Source organism: Alcanivorax hongdengensis A-11-3 (assembly GCF_000300995.1).
Taxonomy (GTDB): domain Bacteria; phylum Pseudomonadota; class Gammaproteobacteria; order Pseudomonadales; family Alcanivoracaceae; genus Alcanivorax; species Alcanivorax hongdengensis.
The window spans coordinates 1-20,244 of record NZ_AMRJ01000032.1 but is presented as its reverse complement, the minus strand read 5'-3'; the positions used below and the strand labels follow the sequence as shown (position 1 = coordinate 20,244).

Annotated in this window: 20 protein-coding genes and 1 pseudogene; 13 read left to right on the top strand and 8 right to left on the bottom strand. The window is 62.8% G+C overall.

Going from position 1 to position 20,244, the window contains the following annotated elements:
* Positions 1-18: 18 nt before the first annotated feature.
* The 6 genes from A11A3_RS14915 to A11A3_RS14890 all read left to right on the top strand — a co-directional run bounded on the left by A11A3_RS14915 (position 19) and on the right by A11A3_RS14890 (position 5,513).
* Positions 19-1,080: an SDR family oxidoreductase gene (locus tag A11A3_RS14915; protein WP_008930161.1), complete on the top strand. Its 1,062-nt coding sequence runs from the start codon at positions 19-21 to the stop codon at positions 1,078-1,080.
* A 139-nt stretch (positions 1,081-1,219) separates the two neighbouring features.
* Positions 1,220-1,711 carry a pantetheine-phosphate adenylyltransferase gene (gene coaD / locus A11A3_RS14910; protein WP_008930160.1) on the top strand — a complete coding sequence of 164 codons (492 nt, stop codon included), beginning with the start codon at positions 1,220-1,222 and terminating at the stop codon, positions 1,709-1,711.
* A gap of 113 nt (positions 1,712-1,824) precedes the next feature.
* Positions 1,825-3,507 (top strand): gamma-glutamyltransferase, encoded by a 1,683-nt coding sequence (gene ggt, locus A11A3_RS14905; RefSeq protein ID WP_008930159.1) that lies wholly within the window; start codon positions 1,825-1,827, stop codon positions 3,505-3,507.
* A complete protein-coding gene (locus tag A11A3_RS14900; protein WP_008930158.1) occupies positions 3,504-3,944 on the top strand; it encodes a hypothetical protein in 441 nt (146 codons plus the stop codon). Before ggt ends, A11A3_RS14900 begins: the two co-directional genes overlap by 4 nt.
* A 16-nt stretch (positions 3,945-3,960) precedes the next feature.
* Positions 3,961-4,998 carry an NAD(P)H-dependent flavin oxidoreductase gene (locus A11A3_RS14895; protein WP_008930157.1) on the top strand — a complete coding sequence of 346 codons (1,038 nt, stop codon included), beginning with the start codon at positions 3,961-3,963 and terminating at the stop codon, positions 4,996-4,998.
* A 95-nt stretch (positions 4,999-5,093) separates the two neighbouring features.
* Positions 5,094-5,513: an SRPBCC family protein gene (locus A11A3_RS14890; protein ID WP_008930156.1), complete on the top strand. Its 420-nt coding sequence runs from the start codon at positions 5,094-5,096 to the stop codon at positions 5,511-5,513.
* Positions 5,514-5,623: 110 nt separating this feature from the next.
* Here the strand turns inward: A11A3_RS14890 and A11A3_RS14885 are convergent, their stop codons facing one another.
* On the bottom strand, positions 5,624-7,765 hold the full coding sequence (locus A11A3_RS14885) for a TonB-dependent siderophore receptor (RefSeq protein ID WP_008930155.1): 2,142 nt from the start codon (positions 7,763-7,765) through the stop codon (positions 5,624-5,626).
* 163 nt (positions 7,766-7,928) lie between these two features.
* Entirely contained in the window at positions 7,929-9,689 is a 1,761-nt protein-coding gene (locus A11A3_RS14880) for a monovalent cation:proton antiporter-2 (CPA2) family protein (protein ID WP_008930154.1), read from the bottom strand.
* Positions 9,690-10,041: 352 nt separating this feature from the next.
* On the opposite strand from A11A3_RS14880, the gene A11A3_RS14875 reads away from it, so the two are divergent.
* Complete coding sequence (locus tag A11A3_RS14875; RefSeq protein ID WP_008930153.1) at positions 10,042-10,671, top strand: HPP family protein; 630 nt, start codon at positions 10,042-10,044, stop codon at positions 10,669-10,671.
* Here A11A3_RS14875 and A11A3_RS14870 read toward each other — a convergent pair.
* The 6 genes from A11A3_RS14870 to serA form a co-directional block, all read right to left on the bottom strand.
* Positions 10,658-11,275, bottom strand: coding sequence for a glutathione S-transferase family protein (locus A11A3_RS14870; protein WP_008930152.1), 618 nt, complete (start codon positions 11,273-11,275; stop codon positions 10,658-10,660). The two genes, A11A3_RS14875 and A11A3_RS14870, sit on opposite strands and share 14 nt — an antisense overlap.
* 114 nt (positions 11,276-11,389) lie before the next feature.
* A complete protein-coding gene (locus tag A11A3_RS14865; RefSeq protein WP_008930151.1) occupies positions 11,390-12,679 on the bottom strand; it encodes a CsgG/HfaB family protein in 1,290 nt (429 codons plus the stop codon).
* 102 nt (positions 12,680-12,781) lie between these two features.
* Positions 12,782-13,372 carry a penicillin-binding protein activator LpoB gene (gene lpoB, locus A11A3_RS14860; protein WP_008930150.1) on the bottom strand — a complete coding sequence of 197 codons (591 nt, stop codon included), beginning with the start codon at positions 13,370-13,372 and terminating at the stop codon, positions 12,782-12,784.
* A gap of 24 nt (positions 13,373-13,396) precedes the next feature.
* The gene (locus A11A3_RS14855) at positions 13,397-13,795 is read right to left on the bottom strand and encodes a YcfL family putative periplasmic lipoprotein (RefSeq protein WP_008930149.1); all 399 of its coding nucleotides are present in this window, start codon (positions 13,793-13,795) and stop codon (positions 13,397-13,399) included.
* On the bottom strand, positions 13,792-15,153 hold the full coding sequence (locus tag A11A3_RS14850; RefSeq protein WP_008930148.1) for a COG3014 family protein: 1,362 nt from the start codon (positions 15,151-15,153) through the stop codon (positions 13,792-13,794). Before A11A3_RS14850 ends, A11A3_RS14855 begins: the two co-directional genes overlap by 4 nt.
* 88 nt (positions 15,154-15,241) lie before the next feature.
* Positions 15,242-16,471 (bottom strand): phosphoglycerate dehydrogenase, encoded by a 1,230-nt coding sequence (gene serA, locus A11A3_RS14845; protein WP_008930147.1) that lies wholly within the window; start codon positions 16,469-16,471, stop codon positions 15,242-15,244.
* Positions 16,472-16,613: 142 nt separating this feature from the next.
* Between serA and A11A3_RS14840 the strand changes: the two genes are divergently transcribed.
* The 6 genes and pseudogenes from A11A3_RS14840 to A11A3_RS18235 all read left to right on the top strand — a co-directional run bounded on the left by A11A3_RS14840 (position 16,614) and on the right by A11A3_RS18235 (position 20,201).
* Positions 16,614-18,008, top strand: a complete 1,395-nt coding sequence (locus A11A3_RS14840) for a D-2-hydroxyglutarate dehydrogenase (protein WP_008930146.1) — start codon at positions 16,614-16,616, stop codon at positions 18,006-18,008.
* Complete coding sequence (locus A11A3_RS14835) at positions 18,001-18,699, top strand: fumarylacetoacetate hydrolase family protein (RefSeq protein ID WP_008930145.1); 699 nt, start codon at positions 18,001-18,003, stop codon at positions 18,697-18,699. Before A11A3_RS14840 ends, A11A3_RS14835 begins: the two co-directional genes overlap by 8 nt.
* Before the next feature lie 244 nt (positions 18,700-18,943).
* Positions 18,944-19,222, top strand: a pseudogene (locus tag A11A3_RS14830) (type II toxin-antitoxin system RelE/ParE family toxin).
* Positions 19,222-19,515, top strand: coding sequence for a HigA family addiction module antitoxin (locus A11A3_RS14825; protein ID WP_008930143.1), 294 nt, complete (start codon positions 19,222-19,224; stop codon positions 19,513-19,515). The pseudogene A11A3_RS14830 and the gene A11A3_RS14825 overlap by 1 nt, the downstream one beginning before the upstream one ends.
* A gap of 134 nt (positions 19,516-19,649) precedes the next feature.
* Positions 19,650-19,904, top strand: a complete 255-nt coding sequence (locus A11A3_RS14820) for a type II toxin-antitoxin system prevent-host-death family antitoxin (RefSeq protein WP_008930142.1) — start codon at positions 19,650-19,652, stop codon at positions 19,902-19,904.
* A gap of 3 nt (positions 19,905-19,907) precedes the next feature.
* On the top strand, positions 19,908-20,201 hold the full coding sequence (locus tag A11A3_RS18235; RefSeq protein WP_008930141.1) for a type II toxin-antitoxin system RelE/ParE family toxin: 294 nt from the start codon (positions 19,908-19,910) through the stop codon (positions 20,199-20,201).
* Positions 20,202-20,244: the final 43 nt, after the last annotated feature.

Genomic DNA, 20,244 nt, shown 5'->3' with positions numbered 1-20,244 from the left:
CCATTACCGGAGTCTGCCATGACCTTTCTGATCACCGGCGCCAGCGGCTTTATCGGCCGCCACCTGAGCGCCTATCTGACCGCCCGGGGCCACCGGGTGCTGGCGCTGATGCGCCAACCTGACACCCTGCCGGCACTGCAACGCACCGTGAGCGCACTGGGCGGGCAGGGCGACCGTCTGCATGCCGTGGCCGGCGACCTGGACCAGCCCGGGCTCGGTGTTGGCGAGCCACTGCCATCGCTGGACGCCATCATCCACCTGGGCGCCCGCTTTGCCTGGGGGCTGGAGCGCGACAGCGCCCGGCGCACCAATACCGCCGGCAGCCTGGCGGTGGCCGAGCTGGCCCGTCAGCAGGGCTGCCGTCTGGTGTTCATCAGCGGCTTCATGCTGGAAAATCACGCCCACCTGGCACGCCTGGGCATCGATGAAAAGCAGCCGGCACGCACGGACTGGAACCAGGTATACCGCCGGGCCGGCGGCTACGAAGCCAGCAAGCTGGAAGCCGCCCTGCAGGTGCGCGAGCAGGCCGCCCGAGATGGCATCGACCTGGTGGAAGTGCAGCCAGCCACCGTGGCCGGCCACAGTATCAGCGGCGTCCTGGACCCGGCCCAGCCGCTGCATACCCTGATCCACAACCTGGCCGGCGGCCGCCTGGCCATGGTGCCGGGCAGCCCGGCCCACTGGCTGCCGCTGGTGGCGGTGGATACGCTGGCCGCACTGATCGGTGAGGCCGCCCTGGCCGACACCGCACCGCCGCGTCTGCTGGCCCTGGACCCGGCCACACCCAACCTGCAGGGCATGCTGGCGCTGATCGCCGACGAACTGGGCCGCCGGGCACCGCGCCACCACCTGCCGCTGGGCATACTGGCCGCGCTGCTCAAACTGCCCGGCCTGCCGGCCCTGATGCAGACCGCCCCGGAAGCACTGCACTTCATTCAGCCGACCCGCTTTGACAGCAGTGTCACCGAGGCCTTCATGACGGCACGGGGCCTGACGCAGGCGCCCATCGAGCAGGCCATCCGTGCCAGTGCCCGGCATTATCGCCATCACCAGGCTCAGCCCGGGGCCCAACCGGCCTGAAGCCGCCGCACCCTGCACACTGGCGGCCCCTTGCGGTATCCTTGCGGGCACTGTGGGTGCCGGGAGGGGTCGCGTTGTCAGTGCGCTGGCCAGTGATCACGCTTCGGGCACGGTTTCGCAACGACAAAGTGAGCCCAGCATGACCAACCGCGTAATCTACCCCGGCACCTTCGATCCGATCACCAACGGCCACCTGGACCTGGTGGAACGGGCCGCCAAGATGTTCGACGAAGTGGTGGTGGGTATTGCCGCCAGCGAGAAGAAAGGCCCGCTGTTTACCCTGGAAGAACGGGTCGACCTGACCCGCGAAGTGCTGGCGCACCTGCCCAATGTGAAAGTCACCGGCTTTTCCAAACTGCTGGCACATTTCTGCAAGGAAGAAGATGGCAATATCCTGTTGCGGGGCCTGCGTGCCGTCAGTGACTTTGAATACGAATTCCAGCTGGCCAACATGAACCGCCAGCTGGCCCCGGAACTGGAAACCGTGTTTCTGACCCCGGCCGAGCATCTGTCCTTTATTTCCAGTTCACTGATCCGCGAGATCGCCCTGCTGGACGGGGACGTCAGCAACTTCGTGCCAAAACGGGTGGCCGAAGCGCTGGAACAAAAGCGCAAGGCGCGCCAGAAATAACAATGACCCATTGAGGGGTCTGTATAACAATATCGCCGGACGCATTCTGCCAAACGTGTGGCCTTCAGGCCGCGCTCGCAGGGCTCGCTCACCGGCTTTCATGGAGGAACCCCATGCGCTACCTGCTTTCATTGCTGCTGGTCATCAGCGTCACTGCCCAGGCCGCCGGGCCGGGCAAGAACGCCGTGGCCAGTGCCCACCCGCTGGCCACCGCCGCCGGCATGCGCATTCTCGACCAGGGCGGCAATGCCTTTGATGCCGCCGTGGCCGTGGCCGCCGCCCTGGCCGTGGTGGAGCCCTATTCCTCCGGCATGGGCGGCGGCGGCTTCTGGCTGCTGCACCGCCAGAGTGACGGCAAGCAGACCCTGGTGGACGCCCGCGAAAAGGCCCCCGGCGCCGCCACCGCCAACATGTACCAGGACAAGCACGGCAAGGTGATGCGCGACTGGGCCCTCAACGGTCCCAGCGCCGCCGCCATCCCCGGGCAGGCCGCCGCCTTTGTCTACCTGGCCGAGCACTACGGCACCCTGCCACTGACGACCTCCCTGGCCCCGGCCATCAAACTGGCCAAAGAGGGCTTCCCGGTGGACGCGCGCTACCGCAAGCTCACCGGTTACCGCGAGGAGGTGCTCAACCGCTTCCCGGATGCCGCCGCCATCTTCCTGCACAACGGCAAGGTGCCGGCGGACGGCTATGTGATCAAACAGCCGGATCTGGCCCACACCCTGAGCGTCCTGGCCGAACAGGGGCGGGCCGGCTTCTATCAGGGCGAGGTGGCGCAGAAGCTGGTCGACGGTGTGCAGCAGGCCGGCGGTATCTGGACCCTGGAGGACCTGAAGGGTTATCAGGTGGTGGAACGCACCCCCACGGTCAGCCACTTCCGTGGCGGGCGCATTGTCTCGGCGCCGCCGCCCTCCGCTGGCGGCGTGGTGATGGGCGAGGCGCTGAACATCCTCAGTCAGTTCAACGAGGGTCAGGTGGGCGATGTGCTGATGCCGCACCTGGCGGTGGAAGCCATGCGTCGTGCCTACCAGGACCGGGCCCGCTACCTGGGCGACCCGGACTTTGTGGATAACCCTGTGGAGAAGCTGTTGAGCACGGCCTACGCCAAACAGCGGGCCGCCAGCATTCAGCTGGACAAGGCCACCCCCAGCGCCAGCCTGGGCGAGCCGATCACCGCCGAGGAAGGCTTCCACACCACCCACCTGTCCGTGCTCGACAAGGACGGCAACCGGGTGTCCGCCACGCTCAGTATCAACCTGCCGTTCGGCAGCGGTTTCGTGGCCCCCGGCACCGGCGTGGTGCTCAACAACGAAATGGATGACTTCTCCGCCAAACCCGGCGAGCCCAACGCCTACGGCCTGGTGAGCAGCCACGCCAATGCCATTGCCCCGGGCAAACGGCCCCTGTCGTCCATGACCCCCACCTTTGTGGAATTCGACGACCGGGTCGCCATCCTCGGCACGCCCGGGGGCAGCCGTATCATTTCCATGGTGATGCTGGGTGTCATCGAGGCCGCCGATAACAAGCCGGTGGAAGACTGGGTCAGCCGGGTGCGCTTCCATCATCAGTACCTGCCCGACGAGGTGCAGGCCGAGCCCGCCTTTGTCGGTAGTCCGGCCGCCAAGGAACTGATGAAACTGGGACACAAGGTGGTGTCCACCGGGCGCCGCTATGGCAACATGCAGGCCATCGAATGGAATCGTCAGACCGGCGCCGTGACCGCCGCCAGTGACCCACGGGGCATTGGCAGCGCCCAGGTACGCGGCCCGCAACCGGCAGGGGCAACACCATGACATCGGCACCCGCCAGCACCAGCCCGTTCCGCGAGGGCGCGCTACCCTACAAATCCGCCGGCATCGGCCTGGCCACCTTCTTCGGCTCACCGCTGGCCGGCGGCCTGCTGTTGTGGCTCAACGAGCGCCGCCGGCAGGATGGCGGCCGCCCCCTGCTGGCCCTGACACTGGCGTTGATCGTACTGGCGGTGTCCCTGGTGCTGGCCTATTACCTGCCCGCCAACATTCCGGCGGCCATCTTCACCGCCGTGCAGATGGTTGCCATGGCCCTGATCGCCCGCCGCGTTCAGGGCCAGGCCATTCTGGCCCATACCGCCAGTGGTCGGCCCTGCAGCTCCGACTGGAAAGCGGTGGGCATCGGCCTGCTGTTCCTGGTGGTGATCCTGCTGGTGGCCATGCCACTGACCTACCTGGGCGCGCAGAAGCTCGGCTTATAACTGACAGGGAAACCACATGACCCATCGCACACTGTTTGCCACGGACCTGCCCCTGATTCAGGCGCCCATGGCCGGCGTGCAGGACTGGCGTCTGGCCGCCGCCATCAGCAATGCCGGGGCGCTGGGCTCACTACCAGCGGGCATGCTCAACGCCGCCGCGCTGGAAGAGCAGCTCACCGCCCTGGCCGGCGCCACCGACCGCCCCTGGAACGTGAACTTCTTCTGCCACACGCCGCCCGCCCCGGACCCGCAGGGCGAGCAACGCTGGGTGGAGACCCTGCGCCCCTACTACGACACCTTCAACGCCGATGTCGCCGCCATTGCCAGCGGCCCATCGCGCCAGCCCTTTGACGGCGACTGCGCCACGGTGCTGGCGCGCTTTCGCCCGGCGGTGGTGAGCTTTCATTACGGCCTGCCGGACAAGGCGTTGCTCGATCAGGTCAAGGCCACCGGCGCCCGGGTGCTGTCCAGCGCCACCACCGTGGACGAAGCACTATGGCTGCAGGCCCATGGCGCCGACGGCATCATTGCCCAGGGCCTGGAAGCCGGTGGCCATCGGGGTCACTTCCTCAGTGACGACCTGACCCTGCAACAGGGCACCCTGACACTGTTGCCTCAACTGGTGGACGCGGTGTCGTTGCCGGTGATTGCCGCCGGCGGCATCAGCACCCCTGCCGCGGTGCGGGCCGCCATGGCGCTGGGGGCCAGTGCCGTGCAACCGGGCACCGCCTACCTGCTGTGCCCGGAAGCCACCACCAAGACGGTGCACCGCCAGTGGCTGCAGAGCGAACAGGCCCGCCACACCGCCCTGACCACGGTATTCTCCGGTCGCCCGGCCCGGGGCATCGTCAATCGACTGATGCAGGAGCTGGGTTATCTGCCGGAACAGGCACCGGCCTTTCCGCTGGCCGGCAATGCCATCGGCCCGCTGCGCGCCGCCGCCGAAGCCCGCGGCAGTGGCGACTGCTCACCATTATGGGCCGGCCAGTGTGCCAGCACCTGCCGGGCCGCACCGGCGCAGGAGATCACGGCCTGGCTGGCCTCCGGCCTGTGAGCTTGCGCTTGCAATAAGGCCCGAAATAACCTTGTTCTCCGGCACCAGCCGGGCACAATCAACACCCTGTTTACTTGCCGCCCCCCGGAGACTCCATGCAACGCATCGACATTACCAAGACTTTCCCGTTTTCCGTGAACAAGCTGTTTGATTTCCTCAGCGACCACCACAACCTGGAAACCGTGTTTGCCCCGGCCAAGATCAAGCGCGTCAAGGACGGCACTGACAGTGTCAACGGCGTGGGTTCCACCCGCCGCATGCGCATCCTGATCGCGCCGCCGTTCGAGGAAACCGTCACCAAGGTGGTGCCCAACGAACTGATCGAATACAAGATCACCAAGGGCTCGCCGCTGAAGAATCACAAGGGCGTGATGCGCTTTTCCGCCACCGATGACGGTGGCAGCCAGCTGCACTACACCATCGAATTCGAAGGCAAGCTGCCGCTGATTGCACCGGTAGTAAAAGCGGCCCTGGACCGGGCCATTCGTGGCGGGTTGAGCAAGCTGCAGCTGTAATCGGTTGATAGCACCCGCAACGATGAACGGAGCGCCTGGCGCTCCGTTTTTTTATCCAGACCCCCTCTGTCTCCCCCTTGCCAGGGGGAGTACCTCGCAAAAAAACCGGCTCAGAATGTCCACTTGAGGTTCAGGCTGGCGCTGAATGGCGCACCATAGTAAGCCTGCGCCGCCTCCAGAGAATTGAGATATTTTTCGTCGGTGACGTTGTAGAGGTTCAGGGTGGAGTGGAAGTTGTCGGTCCAGTCATAGCCGGCCATCAGGTTCACCAGCGCATAGCCGTCCTGTTTTACCGCCTCGTCATCACGGCTAATGCCGCTCTGCCACTGCACGCTCATGCCGGTTTTCAATTTGCTCAAGACCGCCGGGCGATAGGTGGTGCTCAGGCGCAACATGTCACGCGGTGTATAGGTACGAAGGTGTTCACCATCTTCACCGTCCTCCACATCCAGCCAGGTATAGCCGGCGGTCATCATCCAGCCACGGCGTAGCTCACCACTGATCTGCGCTTCGTAGCCACTGCTTTCGAAATCCCGGCCTTCATAAATGGTCTTGCCACCGACCATGTTGCCGGTGCTCTCCGCCAGGTTGTTCTGTTCGGTCCAGAAAGCGGCAACGGAGGTGTTGATACGGGCATTCAGCCATTCACTCTTGAGGCCGATCTCCTTGCTGTCACCTTCTACCGGCTCCAGCCGGTTACCGCTGGCATCTTGCTCAGCCTGGGGATTGAAAATCTTGGTATAGCTGGCATACACCGAGTGCTGATCATCCAGGTCATAGATCAACCCGTAGTAGGGCGTGAGCTCGTTGGCACTGCTGGTCTTCGGCGTATTGGTGTAGCCGGTGCCCTTGCTTTGCGCATCCAGGTAGCGGGCGCCCACAATCGCGGTCAACGGATCGGCCAGGCTCAAGCGTGTGGCCAGATAGGCCGTGCGATAACGGTCCACCCAGTCACTGCCATCTTCGGAGGCATCAAACAACGGTTTTGGATAGGTCCCGGCAAAGGCTTCATCCACGGTCAGCGGCGTTCCAATGCCACGGCCGTAGAGTGACTGCTCGTAGATATCACCCTTGGAGTAATTCAGGCCCACCAGCAGTTCATGAACCCGGCCACCAACCTGAAAAGGACCGCGGGCATTGAGGTCATAGATATTCTGGGTTTGTTCGTCTTCATAGTAGCTGGGGTAGGCAAACAGACCGGTGCCGTCCTTGTTGGGCGTACCGTACACATAGAACAACTCGGACTGGCCCTCGCTCTTGCGATAGGTGTACGTGGCCCTGGCTTCCCAGCCATTATCAAACTGCTGCTTGAGTTCGACAAAACCGTTGCGGAAGTCGTTATCCCAATAGGCCCAATCCGCCGCCGTGCTGCTGGAGCGATTGAAATCGGTTTGCGTGCCATCGCTGTACAGCAACGGCAACGAGCCCCACAGGGGACTGTCCGCATTACTGTTCTGCTGGGAATAACCCAGGGTGAGCAGGGTGCTGTCGGTCAGGTCCGCTTCCACCACACCATAGAAAAGCCCGCGCTCGTTTTCATAGCGGTCCAGGTAGGAGTTGTTGTTCTGATAGGCACTGACCAGCCGGCCCCGCACGCGGCCGTTTTCGGTCAGGCTGCCGGACAGGTCCGCCTCCACCCGGCGCTGGTCCCAGGAGCCATAGGTCAGGCCCAGCGACGCATGGTTATCGCGGGTCGGGCGTTTGCGCACATAGTTGACCGTGGCCGACGGGTTGCCGGTGCCATTCATCAGGCCGGTAGCGCCACGAATGACTTCCACCCGCTCGAACATGGCCGTGTCCTGGTCACCACTGACGATTTCATAGGGCAGCGCGAGGCCCAGACCATCATATTGATAGTTGGTAATGCGAAAGCCCCGGGAGCTGTAGTAGGTGCGGTCGGTTTCCACCCGGTCCACGGACACGCCGGTGGTGTTGGCGAGCACGTCGCTGACCCCGTTAAGCTGGAAATCGTCCATCTGGGTGCGTGTCACCACCGACACGGACTGGGGCGTTTCCCGCTCGCTCAGGGACAGGCCGGTGGCGCTGCTCACCGGGGTCTTGGCAGTGTAGCTTTCGCGGGTATCCGCCAGGGTGCCGCGGGTCTCGCTGGCATTGACCGAAATTGGCGCCAGGGTACGGTCTTCACTGCTGGAGGTCTGGTCGGTGCTGTCGGTGCTATCCGCCCAGCTCAGGGGAGCCAGGGACAGCAGGGCAAGAGAAGCCAGCCAGGGCCGGCGTCGCAAAGTGATCATGGCAAAGCCTGTAGTCCGGAAAACGATCCCCCCGGCGCCGTCCACCAATGACGTCCCTTTCGTCAGCGTGGCCAGCCGAGGCTGTGGGCTCAAACGTCTCGAAACGGCGTTTCAACCCGGCGATAGGGAGGCATCGTAATCTACTTGCGAACCATTCTCAATATTATTCTCTTTCAGAGAGCAGCGACTCCAGTTCCGCCCGACCCCGCAGGTTGGTCTCCAGCAACATGTCCTGGTTGTCCCGATGCTCGGTCTGCTCGCGTAGCAGGGCTTCATCCAGCTCACGGAAACTGCGCACCAGATCAATGGCGGTGGATTCGGGCACGCCCAGCTGCATCAGTGTCAGCCGGGCACTGAGCAGGGCGGATTCAAAGGTTTCGCGGATCACCAGCTCCACGCCGCGGGCGCGCAGGGCATAGGCATGGCGGCGATCCCGGGCGCGGGCCACGATGGTGACTTTCGGAAAGTGCTGCTGCACCAGGTCCACCACATGCAGGGAGTCCGCCTCCCGGTCCACCGCCAGCACTAACACCTGGGCATATTCCAGCCCGGCGTTCTGCAGCAGGTCCAGCCGGGTCACATCACCGAAGTAAACCTCGTTGCCAAAACGGCGCAGCAGGGCAATTTCATCCGGGTCCGCATCCAGGGCGGTGAAGGGAATCTTGCGGCTGACCAGAATCCGCGCGGTGATCTGGCCGAAACGCCCGACCCCGGCAATCACCACCCGCGGGTGATGGCTGGGCAGGTTTTCCGCCTCCAGTTCCCGCGCCCCACTGCGCTGGCTTTTTTCCGGCCACAACCGGTAGATCAGTTTCAGCAGCAGGGGCGTGGTGGCCATGGACAACGCCACCACCAGATTGAGTTGACCGACCAACTCCGGCGCCAACAGTGACAGCGCCTGGGCCTGGGTCAGCAGCACAAAGGCGAATTCCCCGCCCTGACTGAGCAACACGCCAAACAGCACGGTATTGCGCCAGGGCACCCGCCGCAGCAGACCCACCAGCACCAGAACCAGCGCCTTGAGCACCAACAGTACCACCAGGAACAGGGCCACCCTGTCGCCATCGGAGAGCAACAGACGCAGGTCCATGGACATACCAATGGCCATGAAGAACAGCCCCAGCAGCAACCCCTTGAACGGCTGGATATCGGTTTCCAGCTGTTCCCGGTAGGGCGAGTTGGCCAGCAGCATGCCGGCCACAAAGGCGCCCAGACCCATGGACAGATGCAGGTGCTCCATCAGCGCCGCCGAACCCAGCACCAGCAGCAGGGCACTGGCGGTCATCAGCTCGCGGTTACGCAATCGTGCCAGCTTGCCCAGCCAAGGGTTGAGCAGGTAACGGCCGGCCAGTGCCATTACCACCAGTGCCGCCAGCCCCAGCAGCAACTGTGGCTGCTCGTCCCCGTGCTGACGGCCGGCCAGTACCGGCAACAGCAACAGCACCGGAATCACCGCCAGATCCTGAAACAGCAGAATGGAAAACGCGGAGCGCCCCTGGGGTGAACCCAGCTGGTTGGTTTCCACCAGCATCTGCACCACGAAGGCCGTGGACGACAGGGCCAGGGTAGCGCCGATGGCAATGCTGGCCGGCGTGCCGTAACCGAGAAACCAGAAGGCCGCGCCGATCAGGGCGGTGCTCAGCAGCACCTGGCTGCCGCCCAGCCCCAGCAAGCGCCGGCGCTGGGCCCACAACTGGCGGGGCGCCAGTTCCAGGCCCACCAGAAACAGCATCAACACCACACCCAGCTCGGCAAAGTGCAGCACCTGTTCATGCTCGGGGATCAATGCCAGCCCCAGGGGCCCCACCGCCACCCCGGCGGCCAGATAGCCAAGAATGCTGCCCAATCCCAGCCGCTGGAACAGCGGCAACAACAACAGCGCGGCACCCAGCAACACCAGTGCCTGTGAAAAGAATCCGCTCATGCCCGTCGCTCCCTCCTGAGGCTGTCATGCTAGCGGATAATGGCCCGGCATTCGCCGCCCATGGTGAAAACAGCCGGCTCTCTGCGTAATGCTGTTCACTTAAGCGGTGCAAATCTGGCTGAACCCTTTCAGGCAGGTCCCCTCTCCCCAACCCCTCTCCCGCAAGGGGAGAGGGGCTTAAAAGCTTAAGTGAACGGCATTAGGGATCTCTCCGGCGGCGTCTTGCCCTGATACAGAGAGCACAGAGACGCGAAGGCTGCCCCGGATATATGCATAGACCGCACTATTATTGCGCACTTTTACGGCAGGCCTTACCATGCGCGGCCTTTATTTGCCCCACGACGGTGCATGCATGAGTGAGCAGAGTGATCGCGTCCGCTTCCAGCTGGTCAACGGACTGTTGCGCCAACTGCATCTGGAACGTCTCAACCAGCGCTTCAATCCGCGCCTGGTGCTGGCGCTGTTCAATCTGGTCAACGGCGGGCTCAGCATCGCCCTGATTGCCACCGTGGCGCTGGTCACCCAGCAGGCTTTTATCTTCCCGTCCCTGGGCGCCACCGCCTTTCTGCTTTTCTACCTGCCGCTGGCGGAAGCCTCATCGCCGCGCAATGTATTGTGCGGACACCTGATCGGCGCGCTGGCGGGGCTGCTGAGTCTGTATCTGACCGGCTTGCAGGACGCGCCGGCGGCCATGCTGGTGGGCGTGGACTGGGCCAGGGTCATCGCCGCCGGCCTGTCGCTGGGGCTGACCTCTGCACTGATGGCCCTGTTCCGGGTCGCCCACCCACCGGCCGGCGCCACCGCGCTGATTGTCTCCCTGGGGCTGATGCCTCACCCGGCGCAGTTGCCGGTGCTGATGTGCGCGGTCAGTCTGCTGGTGGTGCAGGCGCTGGTGATCAACCGGCTGGCGGGCATTGCCTACCCGCTATGGCGGGCCCGGCCGGCACGGGCCGGGGCGGGCCGGCCGGTCACCCCGGGCTGACCAGGGCTTCGTCCATCTCGGTGGCGCGCCGGAACGCCGGGCGCTCGCTAATGCGGGCCGCATAGGCTTCAAAGGCCGGGCGTTTTTCCAGGGTGCCGAAGGTCAGCCCCCACCCCACCTGGGCACCCACGTAGACATCCGCGGCGGTGAAGCGCTCGCCGGCAATATAGGGGGTCTTTTGCAGGGCACCGGCCAGCGCATCGATGACCTGTTGATAGCTGCCGTAACCCACCATCTGCAACTTGTCCGCCGGGGTCTCCACGCCAAATACCATCTTGTCGGTGATGGCCGCCTCCATGGGCCCGGCGGTGAAAAACAGCCAGCGGAAGTAGGCACCCATTTCGTCAGCGCGCGGTGCCAGGCCGGCGTCGGGGAACGCCTGGGCCAGGTAGGCACAGATGGCCGCGGCCTCGGTCACTACCTGGTCACCGTGGACCAGCGTCGGCACCTTGCCCATGGGGTTGATGGCGAGAAATTCCGCTGACTTGATCGAGCCGCCATATTCCAGCACCTGCGTGTCATAGGGCTGGCCGATTTCTTCCAGCATCCAGCGGGCGATACGGCCGCGGGACTGGGGGTTGGTATAGAGTGTCAGTGCGCTCATGGGGGCATCCTTGCTGAACAAAGCGCGCCGGGCCCGTGGCCCGGCGCAAAAGGTTCTGGAAGTCTGCCACGGCGCAGACGACGGATCTGTGACGGGGCCGTCAGCCTCGCCGGCCTACCACTGGATCGGCGCCTCGGAAGAACCGGGGCTGGCCGCCTGACCGGCGGGGCCGGCGCTGTCACTGGCGTCCATGGCGCTGCTGCGCACCCGGTCGCCGACCTGAACGCCGGCGCCCTCGGTGATATGGGCAATGCCATAATCGGTGCGCACGTCACTGACGGTCAGGGTGGCCAGCGATTCGCCTTCCAGCTTGATGGTCAGGCCGGTGTCCGGGTCCTTGAGGCTGCCGGCCGGGCGGTAGACCTTCATCTGCGCATCCTTTTCCAGGCGCCCCTGGCCCTGGCTCAGGTAGACGGTGTCACCGGCCACCTTGATGACCTGCACCGGATAGAGCACATCGGTGCTGGCGCCGGCGATGGCGCGGGCGATTTCCGGGTAGATATCGTCGGCCAGGTACTCGGGGTGGTTGCGGTCATCAATGTTGGCCTGGCGGGCCATGTCACGGATGGCCGCCTCGGACTTGTTCCAGACGTACAGGTCGCTCCAGAGAATTTCCGTGGTGGCGGTGTCGATCAGCCGGTAACGCACCCGTACCCGCGGTTTGTAGCCGGAGAATTTGGCACCGTAGAACTCCTGCTCGCTGTCGCCGATGCTGAAATCCTCGATGCTGCCCACCAGCAGCAGGTCGGCGCCCTTGCGCTGGCCCAGGCGCGCTAGTTCCTCCGGCGCCACACTGCCTTCGCTGACCACATCCTGCTCCTTGTCGATGACATCCAGGTTGGCCCGGTCCAGTACCCGGAAACGCCCGGACTGGGTATAGGCCTCCACCAGATCATCGCGCAGTTGCTGCTGCACCTGGCGGGCCGGCACTTTCAGGTCGCCCAGGGAATAGCTGGCCTGGCGGCTGTCGAAGGTCGTAATGGCAATGGCCGGCAGGTGGGAGCGGTCCGGCCCCAGGCTCTTGTTGCGCAGCACCTGGGCATCCAGATCCGCCCGCCAGAGATCGTTTTCCACTTTCTTGACGGCGGTGACGGTGTAGCTTTTCAGGTTGCCCATGGTGGGCAGCTGCGGCTCCGGCACCGAGGTACGTGTGCCCACCCAGGTACTCATGTCACCCTGCTGGTGGCCCACCCATTCCAGCACCCGGGTGCGAAAATGCGGGTCCACCGCCACGGTCACGCCACCGGCCTGGCGCACCGCCGCCACCATGGCATTGGTCACGGCCTGTTCCGGGTCATCACCATAGCCACTGGCCTTCACGGACACGGTTTCGGTAACGGCCTGGGCCAGCAGGGGCACCAGCAACAGGACAAACAGCAGGGGGGCAAACAGGCGCTTGATCATGACGACCTCCATGTATGGCACCGGCGGGCCGGCCAGGGGGGACACCCCTTCTGCCGGCCAGGCGGTGGATTGCGGGCGCGAGCGCACCCGCCGTGTTCGACCTTACAGGCCGAACAGGCTCTTCTTGCGAGTCTTGCGAATTTCCTTCTCGCTGGTCCACTCGATGATACCGCTCTGGATGTTGAGCAGCTTGAGGGTGAACTTGTAGTAAACATCCTTGGTGCTGCCATCGCGTTTGACGATGGAAGACAGGTTGCCATAGAGCATGAACTCGGCACCGATCTGGCGGCCCATCTGGGCTGCGGTGGACGGGTCCACCATGCCGGATTCGCTCTGGTAATCGAGCTGCTGGCGCACCCGGTCCACCACGCTCATGTCCACAAAGCGGAACTTGCCGGAGTTGATCAGCTTGGACTGGATGGTGTCGGTGATGGATTCGGTATCAATGTGCTCGGTGGTCTTGTTCTTGACCCGATCCACGAACAATACCGGGCGGCGGTTCTGGGTCATCTGCACGATGGGCGGAAACACCAGCATGTCGTCGACCATCTTGGCGGCGATCATCTGCAGGTCGGTGGAACCGAAATCCGTGGTCACGGTTTCCCGGGCCTGGGCATCCCCGTAATCAACGGTGGAACAGCCGGACAGCACCAGTGCCGCACCCAGCATCATCATGGAAAGTACGCGTATCATTCCCTTCTCCTTGCTCGCTTTCGGTTATTCCCGAACCCAGATTTCAAAACGCACGGCGGTGGGGTTGGGGGCAATCGCCTGTACATTATTCTGGCTGCGGCCGGCCATCACCAGCTGACGCCAGGGCTGGCCTTCCGGCGCCAGCTCAAAGCCGTCCTTGTCGAACCATTTGATCTTGTACTGGAAGTCCAGTTCAAACTTCCAGTCATTTTCCAGCGTGGCCTGCATGTAAATCAGGTCACCCACGGTTTTCTGCTTGAGATCTTCCACGGAAATGCGGCTGGCGAGCAGGCTGTTGCTGGAGTAGACCTTGGTGAGGGTTTCGCCCTGATCGTCCACTTCCATACGGCCCATGTTGCTGGCCGAACAGGCCGCAAGCACAAACACCACCAATAATGCCGCCAACGGGCGAACGATTTTCATAGGGGTCCCTCCTGAACCGGTAACACGCGGGTAATAAGGTGGCCCTGAACCGCCACCACATGAATCACGGTAAGGCCGTGGTCAACCACTGGCACATTCAACGTAGCACTGCCCCCGGGGGTGCTCAATACCAGGCTGTGCTGGCCCTGGGGCAAAAAGAAGCGGGTCGCCTGGGCGTAGGCCGGCAGGGTCAGCCAGCTGCGCAGGTCCGCCTGCTCACTGACAAGATTATAGACCTGGGTAAAAAAGGCACCCAGGGCACCGAAATCATCGTTGGCCTTCTTCTGGGCATTGTACTTGGCAGTGGCACGCAGGGTCTGACGCACCAGCATGCCGGGCAGCTGCTCCTTGAGGTTTTTTGCCGCCAGCGCGCCCACGTCTGCCAGCACCCGGGTTTCGCCCAGCGGCTGACGATTGCTGTCGAGCACCCGCAGGCTGTCGGGCCGGGGCTTGTTCTGCAGGGAATAGGTGGGGAACGCCACGGAAAAGACACCATGCACGGTGGGAATCGGCAGGCTCAATTCCTGCCGGGGCGGCACGAAGCCCTGCTCGTAGATTACCGCCACCATACCGTCCTTGTGCAGGCGGCCATTCAGCGCGGCAGATACCCGCTGCACATCTTCCTTGATGAAATCCGCGTCCGGATGAATTTCCAGCGCCTTCTTGTAGTCCACCAGGGCATCGTTGTATTCGCCGTGGGCCTCCCAGAACAGCGCCGACAGGTAGAAGGTCCAGGCATTCTGGAAGCTGGCCTTGACGCTACCCGCAGCGGCATCCAGCCCTTCGAAGTAACCCTGGTACTGGGACAGGTCCACCTGGTTATCGTCGGCGTCTTTCTCGGCCTTGGCGATTTCACGGTCGCGCTTGCGGGCGGCGTTGCGCTGCTCCTCGCCGGCGGCGCGCAGCTCCACGGCGGTGCCGGTGACGTCGTTGGCGGCCCAGTAATTGAGCGCCTGATAGGCACGGGTAAAGATGCGCTCGTAATCCGGGGCGGTGTAGGGGCGGGCGTTATCGTTGACGATCAGCGAGGAGGTATCGGCCACCAGTGACGAGGCGCGGATGCGGGCGGCCTCGTCGGTCTGCTGGTAATGGTCGATGGCGGCGGCGAAGGCGTCCTGGCTCTGCTGGCGTTCGCCATCCAGCTGGCTGACGCGGCCCAGCTCCTGCTGGTAGAGCACACCGTCATTACTCTGTGCGGCCTTCTGCAGTTTTTCGGTGGCCGCCGGCTGCGGGCTGCCGATGCCGCTTTGCCAGGCGGTGGCCTGATTGGGGTAGGGCACGAACAGCGAACGCGTGGCACAGCCACTCAGCAACGCCAGCACTAACAGTAGCGGAAATCCTTTCCTGATCAGCAGCATAGCCCGTTCTTGTTCTGCTGGCCCAATGAAAAAAGCCGGAGAGGGCAAGGTAGCCCGGCTCCGGCTTTTTGTCGAGACGTTCCCGGTATCAGAACAGTACGCGGGTACGAATGGTGCCTTCGATGGTACGCAGTTTTTCCAGCGCCAGCTGGCTGTATTCCTTGTTCACATCGATCACCACATAACCAATGTCTTCATTGGTCTGCAGGTACTGGCCACAGATGTTGATGCCATTCTCGGAGAAAATGGTGTTGATCTGGGTCAGCACGCCGGGCACGTTCTTGTGGATGTGCAGCAGGCGGTGCATGTCCGGGTGGGCCGGCAGGGCCACCTCCGGGAAGTTCACCGCGCCCAGGGTGGCGCCGTTGTCGGAGTAGCGAATCAGCTTCTCGGACACTTCGGTACCGATGTTGACCTGGGCTTCCTGGGTGGAGCCACCGATGTGCGGGGTCAGGATCACGTTGTCGAATTCGCGCAGCGGGCTGACGAACTCATCATCGTTGCCTTTCGGCTCTTCCGGGAACACGTCGATGGCGGCACCCAGCAGGTGGCCGTCTTTCAGGGCCGCCGCCAGGGCGTCGATGTCCACCACCTTGCCGCGGGCGTAGTTGATCAGGTAGCCCTTGGGCTTCATGGCGCGGATCTGCTCTTCCTTGATCATCCAGCGGGTGTCGGCGGTATCCGGCACGTGCAGGCTGACCACATCGCTGGTGCCCAGCAATTCCTTCAGTGAGCCCACCTGCTCGGCGTTGCCCAGCGGCAGCTTGGGCACCACGTCGTAGAACTTGACCTTCATGCCCATGGACTCGGCCAGCACCGACACCTGGGCGCCGATGTTGCCGTAGCCGACAATGCCCAGGGTCTTGCCACGGATTTCGTAGCTGTCCTTGGCGGACTTCAGCCAGCCGCCACGGTGGGCGGACGCATTCTTCTCCGGGATGCCACGCATCAGGTTGATGGTGTGGGCAATCACCAGCTCGGCCACCGAGCGGGTGTTGGAGTAGGGCGCGTTGAACACCGGAATGCCGCGCTTGAGCGCCGCCTTCAGGTCCACCTGGTTGGTACCGATACAGAAACAGCCCACGCCGATGAGTTTGTCCGCCGCCTGGAACACCTCTTCGGTGAGCTGGGTGCGGGAACGGATGCCGATGAAATGCGCATCCCGGATCTTGGCATTCAGGTCATCCCCGGTCAGCGCGGTGGGCAGTAGCTCCACGTTGGTGTAACCGTTGGCTTTCAGGTTTTCCACGGCGTTTTCGTGGATGCCCTCGAGCAGGAGAACGCGGATCTTGTCCTTCTCAAGAGAAGTGTCGGCCATGATTCTGTCTCGGTAGCCTGTGAAATGGGCGCGTATGTTAACATAGCGCGCTCAAATTGAGAGCAATCCATGCTGTACTTATCCTCAAGTCGGCATGAAGGCCCCTCAAGCACCGCGTTCGAGCCGTTCAGGAGACCCGTTGATGACCGCCCTTGCCCATGCTGCGCTGGAGCAACTGACTGATTTGCTTGGCAATCGCTGCCTTACCGACCAGGAAAGCGCCGAGCGCTACGGGGTCGACTGGACCAAGGTCTGGGCACCGGCGCCGAGCGCCGTGGTGCTGCCCGAGAGCGCCGACGAGGTGCAACAGATCGTGGAAATCGCCAACGAGCACGGCCTGCACCTGGTGCCCTCCGGCGGGCGCACCGGGCTGTCCGCCGGTGCCGTGGCCGCCAACGGCGAGGTAGTGGTGGCCTTCGACCGCATGAACAAGGTGCTGGCCTTCAACGAATTCGACCGCGCCGTCACCGTGCAGCCGGGCGTGATCACCCAGCAGCTGCAGGAGTTCGCCGAGGACAAGGGGCTGTTCTACCCGGTGGACTTCGCCTCCGCCGGCTCCAGCCAGATCGGCGGCAACATCGGCACCAACGCCGGCGGCATCAAGGTGATTCGCTACGGCATGACCCGCGACTGGATCACCGGCCTGAAAGTGGTCACCGGCAAGGGCGACCTGCTGGACCTGAACAAGGGCCTGATCAAGAACGCCACCGGCTACGACTTCCGCCACCTGTTCATCGGCTCCGAAGGCACCCTGGGCTTTGTGGTGGAAGCCACCGTCAAGCTCACCCGCCAGCCCAAAGACCTGACCGCCCTGGTACTGGGCGCGCCGGGCTTCCGCGAAGTGATGAAGATCCTGCACGCCTTCCAGCAGGACATCGACCTGACCGCCTTCGAATTCTTCTCCGACAAGGCCATGGCCCACGTGCTGCACCACGGCGTGCCCAAGCCCTTCGACACCGAGTGCCCGTTCTACTGCCTGCTGGAATTCGAGCAGCTCTCCGAGCAGGTCGGCGAGCAGGCCATGGCCATCTTCGAAAAATGCGTAGAAGAAGGCTGGGTGCTGGATGGCGTCATGAGCCAGTCGCTGCAACAGCTGGATCAGCTGTGGCAGCTGCGTGAGCGCATCTCCGAATCCATCGCCCCGCACACCCCCTACAAGAATGACATCTCGGTGAGCATCGCCCAGGTGCCGGACTTCGTGGAAGACGTGGACACCGTGGTGCAGGACGCCTACCCGGATTTCGAGATCGTCTGGTTCGGCCACATCGGCGACGGCAACATGCACCTCAACATCCTCAAGCCGGCGGACCTGCCCAAGGAAGACTTCTTTGCCAAGTGCAACAACGTCTCCAAATGGGTGTTCGAGATCGTGCAGAAGTACAACGGTTCCATCTCCGCCGAGCATGGTGTGGGCATGACCAAGAAACCGTATCTGGAGTACTCACGCAGCCCGGAAGAAATCGCCTGCATGAAGGCGGTGAAGCAGGTCTTCGACCCCAACAACATCATGAACCCGGGGAAACTGTTCGATGTTTGATGAAATCAACACGCCGGTGGACCAGGACGGCTACCGCCACCGCTGGATCGACGGCTCCCCCATCGACATCCCGGTGGGCAAGGCCGTGTGCGTGGGCCGCAACTACGCCGACCACGCCAAAGAACTGGGCAACGAGGTACCGGACTCGCCCATCCTGTTCATGAAACCGGCCACCGCCATGGCCAGCCTGCACGAACCGATTGAGCTGCCCAAGGGACAGGGCGAGGTGCATCATGAAGTGGAAATGGTGGTACTGATCGGCAAGCGTATCCGCCGGGAAACCGACCTGGAAACCATCCGCTTCAGCATCGCCGCCTACGGCGTCGGCCTGGACCTGACCCTGCGCGACGTGCAAAACACACTGAAGGAAAAAGGCCAGCCCTGGGAGCGCGCCAAGGCCTTCGACGGCGCCGCGCCGATCTCCGGCTTCGTGGATGCCCGCGGCATCTCCGTACGCCAGAACCTGGACGTGACCCTGGAACTGAACGACGCCGTCAAACAGCACGGCCACACCGGCCAGATGCTGTTCCCCACCTTCGAGCTACTGGCGCAAATCAGTCAGACCTTCACCCTGGAACCCGGCGACGTGGTGTTCACCGGCACCCCCGCCGGCGTCGGCCCGCTCAACAGCGGCGACAGGTTCACCGCGCGACTCGGAAACATCATTCAGGTGTTTGGGCATATTGCCTGATCTTCAACACTGCTCCTACAGGCACTCTGGTTGCATCCGCTCACTGTGGGAGCGAGCCCTGGCTTGGAGGCTCCCACCTCCAAGCCAAGCCACCAAGCTCCCCCAACACCTCCCCTTTCTATTGCAAACGTAGCGGCCCAAAGGGGGGCTGCGGGGGCCCTCTCTCTTCATGCCTGTATAACACCCATTAGTCAGGATAAAACACAAGGTTGTTGCGCGATGCGCAACACGCTACGGTCATCCCATGATCAAGTCATTCCGTCACAAGGGACTGAAACGGTTTTACTCGACTGGCTCCACCGCAGGCATTCAGGCGAATCATGCCAACAAACTTCGCATGCAACTCGCCGCCCTGGATACCGCCGCATCATCGTAGGATATGGATATCCCGGGTTTTCGATTGCGCCCATTGAAGGGCAAGAACAAAGGGCGGTGGTCGATTTGGGTTAACGGTAACTGGCGTATCACCTTCGAATTTCGGGACGGGAACGCCTATGTACTGGACTACGAGGATTATCACTAATGACCATGCATAATCCGCCGCACCCGGGTGAGTTCATTCGAGAAGTTTACCTGCAACCGTGCGGCATCAGCACACGCCAGCTCGCCACCAGTCTGGGGGTCGCTGCCTCGACCCTGTCACGTCTGCTGAAGGGTGACAGCGGCATCAGCCCGGAAATGGCATTGCGCCTGAACAAGGTGCTGGGCCGCAGTGCGGAAAGCTGGCTGACCATGCAGGATCAGCATGATCTCTGGATGGCCAGAAAGACGTTAAATCTGGACGATATTGAGCCGCTGGATATCGAGGTCGCTTAGTTTTCGCCAAGTTTGCTGTCAACGGCGCAGAGTCGGGGACACGCACCCCTTTCGTCCGTCCAGCCAAGTCATTGCTTCTTCCCCAAACGATCATATAATGGACAAAATGATCAATTTGATCAGGAGCGATAACCATGGACATGCCTGCCACCGAAGCCAAGCGCGAATTCGGCGAGCTGATCCTCAAGGCCCAGAGTGAACCCGTACGTATCCTGCGTAACGGCAAGCACGTGGCGGCCGTCATTTCCGACAAGGAATTTCAGCAATACGCAGCTTTCAAACGTCAACAACTTAAACAGGCTCTTGAAGCAGGCATGGATGACCTGCACGCAGGCCGTGTGGCAGATGGAGAGGGTGTGTTTTCCGCCATCAGGAAAGAGATCGACTAGACAATGCGTTACCAGTTTACCAACCAGGCCAGGGACGACCTGAAAGGTATTGCTGATTACACATTAAACACCTTTGGCAATGCACAGGCTCATCGTTACCTCGACGCTATAGAGGCTGCCTGCAACGCGCTCACCACGACACCCTGCAAAGGCCCGCCAAGGGATAATCTGATACCCGGCTTGCGCAGCCTGCCCTGTCAAAGCCATGTGCTTTTCTACACGGTGAGTGATAGCGTCATCACCATCATTCGTGTGCTGCACAAGCATATGGATGCGGGGAACCGCTTGAGGGAATGAAGCGCACGGGGCAAGACCTCGCATCTTGTAGATGCCGATAAAA

Excerpts from the sequence above, each read along its gene's own strand:
- A11A3_RS14825 (WP_008930143.1), top strand. The coding sequence starts at position 19,222 with ATGACCATGCATAATCCGCCGCACCCGGGTGAGTTCATTCGAGAAGTT.
- coaD (WP_008930160.1), top strand. The coding sequence starts at position 1,220 with ATGACCAACCGCGTAATCTACCCCGGCACCTTCGATCCGATCACCAAC.
- A11A3_RS14840 (WP_008930146.1), top strand. The coding sequence starts at position 16,614 with ATGACCGCCCTTGCCCATGCTGCGCTGGAGCAACTGACTGATTTGCTT.
- A11A3_RS14885 (WP_008930155.1), bottom strand. The coding sequence starts at position 7,765 with ATGATCACTTTGCGACGCCGGCCCTGGCTGGCTTCTCTTGCCCTGCTG.
- A11A3_RS14820 (WP_008930142.1), top strand. The coding sequence starts at position 19,650 with ATGGACATGCCTGCCACCGAAGCCAAGCGCGAATTCGGCGAGCTGATC.
- A11A3_RS14835 (WP_008930145.1), top strand. The coding sequence starts at position 18,001 with ATGTTTGATGAAATCAACACGCCGGTGGACCAGGACGGCTACCGCCAC.
- lpoB (WP_008930150.1), bottom strand. The coding sequence starts at position 13,372 with ATGATACGCGTACTTTCCATGATGATGCTGGGTGCGGCACTGGTGCTG.
- A11A3_RS14880 (WP_008930154.1), bottom strand. The coding sequence starts at position 9,689 with ATGAGCGGATTCTTTTCACAGGCACTGGTGTTGCTGGGTGCCGCGCTG.
- A11A3_RS14855 (WP_008930149.1), bottom strand. The coding sequence starts at position 13,795 with ATGAAAATCGTTCGCCCGTTGGCGGCATTATTGGTGGTGTTTGTGCTT.
- A11A3_RS14900 (WP_008930158.1), top strand. The coding sequence starts at position 3,504 with ATGACATCGGCACCCGCCAGCACCAGCCCGTTCCGCGAGGGCGCGCTA.
- A11A3_RS14865 (WP_008930151.1), bottom strand. The coding sequence starts at position 12,679 with ATGATCAAGCGCCTGTTTGCCCCCCTGCTGTTTGTCCTGTTGCTGGTG.
- A11A3_RS14895 (WP_008930157.1), top strand. The coding sequence starts at position 3,961 with ATGACCCATCGCACACTGTTTGCCACGGACCTGCCCCTGATTCAGGCG.
- A11A3_RS14870 (WP_008930152.1), bottom strand. The coding sequence starts at position 11,275 with ATGAGCGCACTGACACTCTATACCAACCCCCAGTCCCGCGGCCGTATC.
- ggt (WP_008930159.1), top strand. The coding sequence starts at position 1,825 with ATGCGCTACCTGCTTTCATTGCTGCTGGTCATCAGCGTCACTGCCCAG.
- A11A3_RS14850 (WP_008930148.1), bottom strand. The coding sequence starts at position 15,153 with ATGCTGCTGATCAGGAAAGGATTTCCGCTACTGTTAGTGCTGGCGTTG.
- A11A3_RS14890 (WP_008930156.1), top strand. The coding sequence starts at position 5,094 with ATGCAACGCATCGACATTACCAAGACTTTCCCGTTTTCCGTGAACAAG.
- serA (WP_008930147.1), bottom strand. The coding sequence starts at position 16,471 with ATGGCCGACACTTCTCTTGAGAAGGACAAGATCCGCGTTCTCCTGCTC.
- A11A3_RS18235 (WP_008930141.1), top strand. The coding sequence starts at position 19,908 with ATGCGTTACCAGTTTACCAACCAGGCCAGGGACGACCTGAAAGGTATT.
- A11A3_RS14915 (WP_008930161.1), top strand. The coding sequence starts at position 19 with ATGACCTTTCTGATCACCGGCGCCAGCGGCTTTATCGGCCGCCACCTG.
- A11A3_RS14875 (WP_008930153.1), top strand. The coding sequence starts at position 10,042 with ATGAGTGAGCAGAGTGATCGCGTCCGCTTCCAGCTGGTCAACGGACTG.